This window comes from Variovorax boronicumulans (assembly GCF_040544675.1).
GTDB lineage: Bacteria > Pseudomonadota > Gammaproteobacteria > Burkholderiales > Burkholderiaceae_C > Variovorax > Variovorax boronicumulans_D.
The window spans coordinates 1-1,157 of sequence record NZ_JBEPKK010000053.1; the positions used below are offsets into that span (position 1 = coordinate 1).

1 protein-coding gene is annotated in these 1,157 nt (G+C 60.4%); it reads left to right on the forward strand.

Annotated elements, in window-relative coordinates; genetic code table 11:
- Positions 1-62: 62 nt before the first annotated feature.
- A complete protein-coding gene (locus tag ABIC90_RS27360) occupies positions 63-1,157 on the forward strand; it encodes an IS630 family transposase (protein WP_354359884.1) in 1,095 nt (364 codons plus the stop codon).

Here is a 1,157-nt window from a genome sequence, read left to right on the forward strand (position 1 = left end):
CTGTCCCGTTAATTCGTAGGCACGAGAACTGCTTGTGGTGAGGCATCCTTGGAGATGCTGCCATGCCCAACGCCCACGTACGCACTGAGATCACATTGACGGATGAAGAGCGCGCCGAGTTGACCTCGATGGCGCGCTCTCGTTCGCTGCCTGCTGCATTGGCATTGAGGGCGCGGGTGGTGCTGGCATGCGAGGGCGTAGACAAGAGCAGCACCGACGTGTCGCACGCACTGGGGATCAATCGCAGCACGGTCACGAAGTGGCGAACGCGCTATGCGCGCGAGCGCATCACAGGGCTCTATGACGAGCTGCGCCCCGGGCGCCCGCGCACTGTTGACGATGAGCGCGTGGCCGGATTGATCAACAAGACATTGCACACCAAGCCGGCTGGCGGCGCGACGCATTGGAGCACGCGCGGCCTGGCGGGAGAAACCGGGATCAGCAAGACGACGGTGGCGCGCTATCTGAAGGCGTTCCAACTCAAGCCGCACCGTGTGGAGAGCTTCAAGCTCTCGACCGATCCGCTGTTCATCGAGAAGCTGCGAGACGTCGTCGGGCTGTACCTGAATCCCCCTGAGAACGCGCTGGTCCTGTGCGTTGACGAGAAGAGCCAGTGCCAGGCACTGGAGCGCACACAGCCGATGCTGCCGATGGGATTGGGCTATGTCGAAGGCGTCACGCATGACTACGTCCGTCATGGCACGACCACCTTGTTTGCTGCGCTGAACGTGCTCAATGGCACGGTGCTGGCCAGTTGCAAGCCACGTCATCGGCACCAGGAGTTCCTGGCATTCCTGCGCGAGATCGACAAGTCCGTGCCGCTGGAGCTGGACGTGCACTGTATCGTGGACAACTATGCCAGCCACAAGCACCCGAAGGTGCGCGCCTGGCTTGCACAACGGCCGCGCTGGCATATGCACTTCGTGCCAACCTATTCAAGCTGGCTCAATCAGGTCGAGCGCTTCTTCGGGATCATCACGGACAAGGCCATACGGCGCGGTTCGTTCAAAAGCGTCAAGGAACTGACGAACAAAATCAACGCGTTCGTCAGTCACTACAACGAGAACTGCAAGCCGTTCACATGGACAGCAACGGCCAATTCGATCCTCGAAAAACTCACCCGCCTATGCGGGCGAATTAACGGGACAGGACACTAG

Bases quoted from the DNA above. Each gene is read 5' to 3' on its own strand.
- ABIC90_RS27360 (WP_354359884.1), top strand. From the start codon at position 63: ATGCCCAACGCCCACGTACGCACTGAGATCACATTGACGGATGAAGAG.